Origin of the sequence: Streptomyces sp. NRRL B-24572, assembly GCF_002156145.1 — a bacterium.
In the GTDB taxonomy this organism is placed as follows: Bacteria; Actinomycetota; Actinomycetes; order Streptomycetales; family Streptomycetaceae; genus Streptomyces; species Streptomyces vietnamensis.
In genome coordinates, this window is record NZ_MWIG01000645.1 from 1 (window position 1) to 7,930 (window position 7,930).

The window sequence follows — 7,930 nt, forward strand, 5'->3', positions numbered from 1 at the left end:
GATCCCGGATCCGATATTCAGATACTGGATATCGGATCCGGGATCTGAATATTGGATCCGGGATCCAGTGCCCGAGGCCGGTCACCCGTAGGCGCCGCCGAACCACTTCCGTACCGCCTCCGTGTGGAGCGGGAAGGCCAGTTCCGCCGGCGCCCTGAGGACGTGGTGGCCGCTCGTCTCGTCCGTCGGGGCCGACGGCGGGAGTTCTGCGGCAGGGCGGGCCGGCAGGAGGCCGAAGAGGAGGAGGTGGCCGGCCGGGGAGCTCAGCGCGTCGGCGAGGCGGACCTCCTCGGCCGAGGCCGGGATGCCGGTCTCCTCGCGGAGTTCGCGGGCGACGGCGGCGCGCCAGTCCTCGTCGTGGTCGATGAAGCCGCCGGGCAGGGCCACCCCGCCCCGCGCGGGTTCGATGGTGCGGGTGATGACGAGGAGGCCCGTCCCCGTCGCATCGGTGACGGGGAGGAGGGCGACGGCGACGGGCAGCGGGTTGCGGTAGGCGGTGTGGCCGCAGGCCGGGCAGGTGCGGGGCCAGCCGGCGTCGGCCGGGTGGGCGGCGCCGCAGGAGGAGCAGTGGGAGTCCTTCACGGCCCGACCGTATGCGATCACCCTTTCCCGGCGCTGCCGGAACTGGTAGACGGTGCGCATGACTGGACTCGCAACCGCCCTCCGTACCCTCGCCGTCACGGCCGCGGCCGGGCTGCTCGCCGTCACCGGTGCCGTCGCCGCGCCCGCTCCCCCGGCCTCGGCCGCGCCGGAGCCCAAGGCGCCGCGGGAGTTCGTGGCCCTGAGCTCCGTGGACCCGACGATCCTCCAGGAGATGCGCTACACGACCGAGCACAACTTCGTCGGCGAGCCGGTGGACGGCTACCGGCAGCCGCTGTGCATCCTGACCCGCCCCGCGGCCGAGGCGCTGCACCGCGCGCAGGTCCGGCTGCTCGTCCGGGGGTACACGCTGAAGGTGTACGACTGCTACCGGCCGCAGCGGGCCGTGGACCACTTCGTGCGCTGGGCGAAGGACCTGGAGGACGAGCGGATGAAGAAGGAGTTCTATCCGCTCGTCGACAAGTCGAGGCTGTTCGCGGACGGTTACATCGCGGAGAAGTCGGGGCACAGCCGGGGTTCGACGGTGGATCTGACGATCGTGCGGCTTCCGGCGGCGCCCACGCGCGCGTACGTACCGGGTGAGGAGCTGGTGGACTGCTCCGCACCGCAGGAGGAGCGTTTTCCGGACAACTCCGTGGACATGGGCACCGGCTTCGACTGCTTCGACACCCTCTCGCACACCGACGACCCGCGGATCGGGGGCGAGCAGCGGGCCAACCGCGATCTGCTGAGGGGAGCGCTCGCCGAGCAGGGCTTCGTGAACCTGCCCGAGGAGTGGTGGCACTTCACGTTCAAGCCCGAGCCGTTCCCGGCCACGTTCTTCGACTTCCCGGTGGCGCGGAGGTCGGTGGCCGGGCACTGAGTCACCGGGCCCTTCTCAGTACCGGCCTCCCATGGCACACTTCTGACGCTTCGTCAGATCACGGGAGGTCCCGATGGCACGGACGCGCAGACCGGTGGTGGCCGGGTGGTTCACCGACGACACCGTGCCGGAGGCGGAGTTCCGGCTGCTCGGCACCCGCTGCACGGCCTGCGCGTCGGTCTTCTTCCCGCGCGAGGACGACTGGTGCCGCAACCCCGGCTGCCCGGGCGGCGGCGAGCTGGCCGAGGTCCCGCTCTCGCCGCGCGGCCGGGTCTGGTCGTACACCGACGGCCGGTACCGTCCGCCCGCCCCGTACGTCTCCGACCCGGACGCGCCCTGGGAGCCGTACACCCTGGTCGCCGTCGAGCTCGCGGCCGAGGCGATGGTGGTGCTCGGGCAGGCGGCGCCCGGCGTGACGACGGCCGACCTCGCCGTCGGGACGGAGGTCGAGGTGGTGCCGGGGGTGCTGAACGAGGACGAGGAACACGTCTGGACCACCTGGAACTGGCGGCCGGTCACCACGGCGGATCGGGAGGAGCGGTCGTGAACGACATCGCCGTGCTCGGGGCCGGGATGCACCCCTGGGGCAAATGGGGACGGAGCTTCGTCTCGTACGGGACGGCCGCCGCCCGCGCCGCGCTCGCCGACGCCGGTCTGGAGTGGTCCGACGTCGGCTCGGTCGTCGGCGCCGACACCATGCGGTGCGGGTACCCGGGGTACGTGGCGGGGGCGACCTTCGCCCAGGCCCTCGGCTGGCAGGGGGCGCGGGTCACCAGCGTGTACGCCGCCTGTGCCTCGGGCGCCCAGGCCATCGGGACCGCCCGGGCCCAGATCCTGGCGGGTCTCGCGGACGTGGTCCTGGTCGTCGGCGCGGACTCGACGCCGAAGGGCTTCCTCGCCCCGGCCGGCGGCGAGCGGCCCGGCGACCCCGACTGGCTGCGGTTCCGGGTGCTCGGGGCGACCAACCCGGCGTACTTCGCGCTCTACGCGCGCCGCAGGATGGCGCTGTACGGCGACACGGCCGAGGACTTCGCCCAGGTGAAGGTGAAGAACGCGGCGGCCGGCGCGCTCAATCCGCTGGCCCGCTACCGCGCGCGCGTGACGGCCGAGGAGGTCGCGGCCTCCGCCGTCGTCGCCGACCCGCTGCGGCTCCTCGACATCTGCGCCACCTCGGACGGGGGCGCCGCGCTCGTGCTGTCCAGCATGGAGTTCGCGCGCCGGCACGGGCACCCCGACCCGGTCCGGGTCCGTGCGGTCTCCACCGTCTCCCCCACGTACCCCAAGGCGGTGCTCGACCTCCCCGACATCGCGACCGATTCGGCGGCGGCCGTCTCCCCCGCCCCGCACTCCTTCCGCGCCTCGATCGCCCGCGCCGCCTACGAGGAGGCGGGGCTCGGGCCCGAGGACCTGTCCCTGGCGGAGGTGTACGACCTGTCCACCGCCCTGGAGCTGGAGTGGTACGAGGACATCGGGCTCTGCGCGCCGGGCGAGGGCGCCAAGCTGCTGCGGGAGGGCGTGACGGCCCTCGGCGGACGCCTTCCGGTCAACACCAGTGGCGGCCTCGGCTCCTTCGGGGAGGCGGTGCCCGCCCAGGCGATCGCCCAGGTCTGCGAGCTGACCTGGCAGCTGCGCGGGACGGCGGGCGACCGACAGGTGCCGGGCGCGCGGGCCGGGATCACCGCGAACCAGGGCCTGTTCGGGCACGGTTCGGCGGTGGTGGCGGTGCGCTGACCGCCCGTGCGGTCACGTGGTGACCGGACTCCGGTCCGCGAGGACGAGGGCGTGCTGCACGACCGCCACGAGCACGTTCTTCACGGACTCGCGGTCCCGGGCGTCGCACATCAGCAGCTCCACCTCGGGGTCCAGGTCGAGCGCGCCGCGCACGCTCTCCGCCGGGAACCGCTGGGCGCCCTCGAAGCAGTTGACGGCCACCGTGAACGGGATGCCGCGCCGCTCGAAGTAGTCGATGGCGGCGAAGCTGTCCTCCAGGCGGCGGGTGTCCGCGAGGACGATGGCGCCCAGGGCCCCCTGGGCCAGCTCGTCCCAGAGGAACCAGAAGCGGTCCTGCCCCGGGGTGCCGAAAAGGTACAGGACGAGGTCCTCGCGCAGCGTGATCCGGCCGAAGTCCATGGCGACCGTGGTGGTCGTCTTGGTCTCGACGCCGTGCAGGTCGTCGACGGGCCGCCCCGCCTCGCTGAGGATCTCCTCGGTCCGCAGGGGCCTGATCTCGCTGACCGAGCCCACCAGCGTCGTCTTGCCGACCCCGAACCCGCCCGCGACGAGGATCTTCAGGGTCACCGGCTCGACGTACGGCTTGGTGCGGCTAGAGCGCCCGAAGGCCATTGATCACCTCGCGAAGGATGCTCACGTCCGGCAGCTCGGCCGGCGGAACGGGGCGGGTCACATGGACGAGTTCGTCCTCGACGAGGTCGCCGACGAGCACCCGGACCACCCCGACGGGGAGGTCGAGGCCGGCGGCGAGCTCGGCGATCGACTGGGGCTGCTCGGAGCAGCGTTCGACGATCTCCACGTGTTCCGGGGAGAGCGTCTGGTCCCGGCCGGGGTCGTCGGCGGCGGGCTCGGGAACGACCAGCGCGATCAGGTCGAGCCGGTGGCGGGTGGCGGCACTGGTCCGGCCGCGGGTCATCGCGTACGGACGGACCACCGGCCCGGCCTCGTCGTCGAACCAGTGGTGGTGGCCGGGGGTCTGGCCCCTCTTCCGCTGGTTCTGCTCGGCTTCGTCACTCATGCCGTCCCACTCACCCTCCCGAGGGCAGACCGGTCCGGGGAGCCGTCGTGAGGTGGGCCCCGACCCGCTTCACCATCAGCGTCATCTCGTAGGCGACCTGGCCGACGTCCGAGTCGGCGTCCGCCAGCACCGCCAGGCAGCTGCCGTCGCCGGCGGCCGTGACGAAGAGGAAGGCGTCCTCCAGCTCGACGACCGTCTGGCGGACCTTGCCCGCCTCGAAGTGGCGGCCGACGCCCTTGGCGAGGCTGTGGAACCCGGAGGCCACGGCCGCCAGGTGCTCGCCGTCCTCGCGGGTCAGCTCCTGGGAGGCACCGGTGGGGAGTCCGTCGCTGGAGAGCACCAGGGCCTTCCGGATGGACCCGACGCGCTGGACGAGCTCGTCGAGGAGCCAGTTCAACTCGCCGTTTCCGCGTCCGTTTCCGGAGGTCGTGCTGGGTGCTGCGGCGTTCGGTGCGGTCATCGACCGTCCCCCTCGGGTGTCGTTCCTTGTGCTGTCGGATCGTCCGGCTCTGTGCTGTCCCGCCGGCCGCGCTGCCAGCCACGCTGCATGGCGGCCATGCGCGCGCGTACCTCCTCGGCGTCGCGCTCGAAGGAGTCGGGTCCGTCGGACGGCGCTCCGGTGCCCGTACGGCCGTCGGCGCGGGTTCCCTTACCGCGGCCGGCCGGGCCCTCGGTCTCGCGCAGCTGGGGCGCGAGGCTGGCCTGGCGGACGCGGCGGGGCAGCCCGCCGAACGGATCCGGGTCCTCCGGCGGCACGGAACCCTCCGGAGGTACGGAGCCCATCGGCGGCACGGGACCCTCCGGCGGTACGGGGACGAGGACGGGCCCCGCGCCCGGGCCCGGCAGGGAGCCCCGCCGGTCGTCCTGCGGGAAGTCCGGCCGGTGGTCCTGCGGGTGCGCGCGGTCGGGCCGAGCGTGGGCGTCCGGCTCGTCGAGGCGGCGGCCGTGGTCCACGACGAGCGTCGGGGTGCGGCGGCGCGGCAGCTGTACGGGGCCGTGGAGCGTGCCGTCGGCGGGCGCGTCCTGGCCCGCCGTACGGTCCTGTGCCTGCTCGTGCTGCTCGCCGGCCGGTACGAGTCCGGTGCGGCGGCGGTCGCGGGGCCGGAAGAGGCCGCCGCGCTCGCTGTCGCTGTCGAGGAGGTCCGCGGACCGGTCGAGGAGGACGTCGAAGTCCTCGGTGCCGAGCGGAGCCTCCAGCTCCACGGGGCCGTCGAGCGGTCCGGGCGCCTCGGCCACGTCGGGGACCTTCGCGAGGGCCGGCCTGCGGAGGGGCAGGGTGCCGCCGTCGCCGGCCGCGTCGCCCGTGTGCCCCGGGCGCTCCAGGGTCTTGCGGTCGAGCCGGAATCCGGCGCCCTGGGTCTCGGGCGCGTCGGTGAGCAGCGCGGCCGGGATGAAGACGACCGCGGTGGTCCCTCCGTACGGGGAGGTCTGCAGCGAGACCCGGACGTTCTGGCGCTGGGCGAGGCGGCTGACGACGAAGAGGCCGAGCCGGTCGGTGTCCGAGAGCTCGAACTCGGGGGTCTCGGCGAGCCGGAGGTTGGCGTCGAGCAGGGCGTCGGGGTTCATGCCGAGGCCGCGGTCGTGGATCTCCAGGGTGAAGCCGTTCGCGACCCGCTCGCCCAGGACCTGGACGGCGGTGTGCGGGGGCGAGTACACCGTGGCGTTCTCGAGGAGTTCGGCGATGAGGTGGGTGAGGTCCGCGACGGCGGGGCCGCCCACGCCGAGGCGGGGCAGTCGGCGCACCTCGATCCGCTCGTAGTCCTCGACCTCGGCGACGGCGGCGCGGACCACGTCCATGAGCTGGACGGGCTTGCGCCACTGGCGGGAGGGGGCGGCGCCGGACAGGATGACGAGACCCTCGGCGTGGCGGCGCATGCGGGTGGTGAGGTGGTCGAGGCGGAAGAGGTCGGCCAGCTCGTCGGTGTCCTCCGTGCGCCGCTCCATGGTGTCGAGGAGGGTCAGCTGACGGTGGAGCAGGACCTGGTTGCGGCGGGCGAGGTTGACGAACACCTCGGAGACGCCGCGGCGCAGTTCGGCCTGCTTGACGGCGGCCTCGACGGCGGCGCGCTGGAGGGTGTTGAGGGCCTGGCCGACCTCGCCGACCTCGTCCTCCCCGTACTTCAGGTGGGGCACCTCGGTGCCGACGTCGACCTGTTCGCCGGCGGCGAGGCGGCGCATGACGCTGGGCAGCCGGACGCCGGAGACCTCCTGGGCCTCCTTCTGCAGGCGGCGCAGGTCGCGGATGAGCGCGCGGCCGATGCGGAGGGAGATGACGATCGAGGCGATGAGGGCGAGGAAGCCGAGGACGCCGGCGATGCCGACCTTGAGGAGGACGCTGTACGCGGCGGGCTTGACGCGCTCCTGGTAGCGGTCGCCTGCGGCGGTGTTCTCGCGGGCCAGGTCGTCGAGGACGGGGCTCGCCTGGTCCTGCCAGCGTGCGGCGGTGATGGCGCGCGGGCTGCCGGTGGGGCCCTCTTCGACGATCGCGTTCTCGGCGGTGCGCAGCGGCAGGGTCCTGGGGCTGCGCCAGTACTTCTCGAAGTGCTCGCGCTCGGCGGTGGGCAGGAGTTCGAGGTTGACCTCGTAGAACTGCTCGCGGTTGGCGACGAGGTCGGAGATCTCGCGGATCTCCTCGGTGGTGAAGCGGTCCGCGACGAGCGCGGAGAGGACGAGGGCGTCCTCACGGGAGAGCAGTTCACGCGCGCGCGTGATGCCGACGAGGGCGCGGCCCTGCTTGTCCATCTCCACGTTCTCGAGGGCGTGGAGGGTGATGAGGAAGCTGTAGCAGGGGTCGACGAGCCGGTTGTAGAACTCGAGGGCCTGCATGCGGCCGATGTCGCGGCTCTCGACGGAGCGGCGCAGCGAGGCGAGGCCGTCGAGCGCGTCGAGGAGGGAGTTGAGCCGCTGGGTGGTGACGGGCCGCATGGTCTCACGTACGCCGGGGTCGGCGGCGTTGGCGCGGATGCGGGCGATCTGCCGGTCGGTGGCACTGCGGGTCTCGCGCAGGGAGGCGAGGGCGTCGGAGCCACGGGGGTCGGCGAGGTAGATGAGCGACTGCCGGCGTTCGATCTGGATGACCCGGGCGGTGTCCTCCAGGGGGTAGCCGACCTTGTCGACGATGTAGCCGACGTCGAGGAGCTGATCGGCCTCACGGCCCGTCAGGACCGTGGCGAAACCCCACAGTCCGGTGAGGGAGACGAGCGGTACGAGCAGCAACGCCACGATCTTCCTGCGGATGGACTTCCCGCGAAAGCGCATGGCCTCCCCCAGCTCGGCCCCCGTGCGCCACGGGGGTCCTTCACGTTCGTGACGTCCGGCGTCAACACGCGGCGTCAACCTTGAATTTCAACAAACGGCGGCGCGAGCCTACTACTGCATCACGACCATCCCGAAGGCGTGTCCGAGCTATTTTCAGCCTGTCGAGTGAGTGTTGATCATGAGATGTCCTGGTATTACGGGAGTTGAGATTGGCCACTGTGGCGCAGGACACCTTGCGATGTGCCCTTTCTCCGGCCTGCACGGATGGCTGGAACTGTTCGTTCCGCCGAGATCTGTGGTGCGTTGCCCCCCACCCGGGCGAAACCTTTTCGCTCTCTCGTGCGTCAATAAGTACGGGGAGGGTTCTGTCCGCGTAAAGCCGCTCAAGACGGGCAACCGACCCTGAAGTCGTTCAGTGGTGGGGAGTGACAGGACAATGGAACACGAGGCGCGGCCGGCCC

Annotated in this window: 8 protein-coding genes; 3 read left to right on the plus strand and 5 right to left on the minus strand. The window is 72.4% G+C overall.

Annotated features, from left to right (window positions below; all coding sequences use genetic code 11):
• Window positions 1–81: 81 nt before the first annotated feature.
• Window positions 82–642 carry an NUDIX domain-containing protein gene (locus CCN56_RS32505; protein ID WP_086831466.1) on the minus strand — a complete coding sequence of 187 codons (561 nt, stop codon included), beginning with the start codon at window positions 640–642 and terminating at the stop codon, window positions 82–84.
• Between CCN56_RS32505 and CCN56_RS32510 the strand changes: the two genes are divergently transcribed.
• From CCN56_RS32510 to CCN56_RS32520, 3 genes are all read left to right on the plus strand, one after another.
• On the plus strand, window positions 641–1,462 hold the full coding sequence (locus tag CCN56_RS32510; protein WP_086831471.1) for a M15 family metallopeptidase: 822 nt from the start codon (window positions 641–643) through the stop codon (window positions 1,460–1,462). The two genes, CCN56_RS32505 and CCN56_RS32510, sit on opposite strands and share 2 nt — an antisense overlap.
• Window positions 1,463–1,535: 73 nt before the next feature.
• Window positions 1,536–2,009 carry a Zn-ribbon domain-containing OB-fold protein gene (locus CCN56_RS32515; RefSeq protein WP_086831467.1) on the plus strand — a complete coding sequence of 158 codons (474 nt, stop codon included), beginning with the start codon at window positions 1,536–1,538 and terminating at the stop codon, window positions 2,007–2,009.
• Between the two features lie 26 nt (window positions 2,010–2,035).
• Window positions 2,036–3,193: a lipid-transfer protein gene (locus tag CCN56_RS32520; protein WP_086831472.1), complete on the plus strand. Its 1,158-nt coding sequence runs from the start codon at window positions 2,036–2,038 to the stop codon at window positions 3,191–3,193.
• Window positions 3,194–3,205: 12 nt separating this feature from the next.
• On the opposite strand, the gene CCN56_RS32525 is transcribed toward CCN56_RS32520, so the two are convergent.
• Genes CCN56_RS32525 through CCN56_RS32540 form a run of 4 tightly spaced genes read right to left on the minus strand, consistent with a single transcriptional unit; the run spans window position 3,206 to window position 7,469 of the window.
• Window positions 3,206–3,805: an ATP/GTP-binding protein gene (locus CCN56_RS32525; RefSeq protein ID WP_086831468.1), complete on the minus strand. Its 600-nt coding sequence runs from the start codon at window positions 3,803–3,805 to the stop codon at window positions 3,206–3,208.
• Window positions 3,786–4,211 carry a DUF742 domain-containing protein gene (locus CCN56_RS32530; protein ID WP_086831469.1) on the minus strand — a complete coding sequence of 142 codons (426 nt, stop codon included), beginning with the start codon at window positions 4,209–4,211 and terminating at the stop codon, window positions 3,786–3,788. Before CCN56_RS32530 ends, CCN56_RS32525 begins: the two co-directional genes overlap by 20 nt.
• Window positions 4,212–4,221: 10 nt before the next feature.
• Window positions 4,222–4,671 carry a roadblock/LC7 domain-containing protein gene (locus tag CCN56_RS32535; RefSeq protein ID WP_041128171.1) on the minus strand — a complete coding sequence of 150 codons (450 nt, stop codon included), beginning with the start codon at window positions 4,669–4,671 and terminating at the stop codon, window positions 4,222–4,224.
• On the minus strand, window positions 4,668–7,469 hold the full coding sequence (locus CCN56_RS32540) for a nitrate- and nitrite sensing domain-containing protein (protein ID WP_086831470.1): 2,802 nt from the start codon (window positions 7,467–7,469) through the stop codon (window positions 4,668–4,670). Before CCN56_RS32540 ends, CCN56_RS32535 begins: the two co-directional genes overlap by 4 nt.
• Window positions 7,470–7,930 lie beyond the last annotated feature (461 nt).

Bases quoted from the DNA above. Each gene is read 5' to 3' on its own strand.
- CCN56_RS32510 (WP_086831471.1), top strand. From the start codon at position 641: ATGACTGGACTCGCAACCGCCCTCCGTACCCTCGCCGTCACGGCCGCG.
- CCN56_RS32505 (WP_086831466.1), bottom strand. From the start codon at position 642: ATGCGCACCGTCTACCAGTTCCGGCAGCGCCGGGAAAGGGTGATCGCA.
- CCN56_RS32515 (WP_086831467.1), top strand. From the start codon at position 1,536: ATGGCACGGACGCGCAGACCGGTGGTGGCCGGGTGGTTCACCGACGAC.
- CCN56_RS32520 (WP_086831472.1), top strand. From the start codon at position 2,036: ATGCACCCCTGGGGCAAATGGGGACGGAGCTTCGTCTCGTACGGGACG.
- CCN56_RS32525 (WP_086831468.1), bottom strand. From the start codon at position 3,805: ATGGCCTTCGGGCGCTCTAGCCGCACCAAGCCGTACGTCGAGCCGGTG.
- CCN56_RS32530 (WP_086831469.1), bottom strand. From the start codon at position 4,211: ATGAGTGACGAAGCCGAGCAGAACCAGCGGAAGAGGGGCCAGACCCCC.
- CCN56_RS32535 (WP_041128171.1), bottom strand. From the start codon at position 4,671: ATGACCGCACCGAACGCCGCAGCACCCAGCACGACCTCCGGAAACGGA.
- CCN56_RS32540 (WP_086831470.1), bottom strand. From the start codon at position 7,469: ATGCGCTTTCGCGGGAAGTCCATCCGCAGGAAGATCGTGGCGTTGCTG.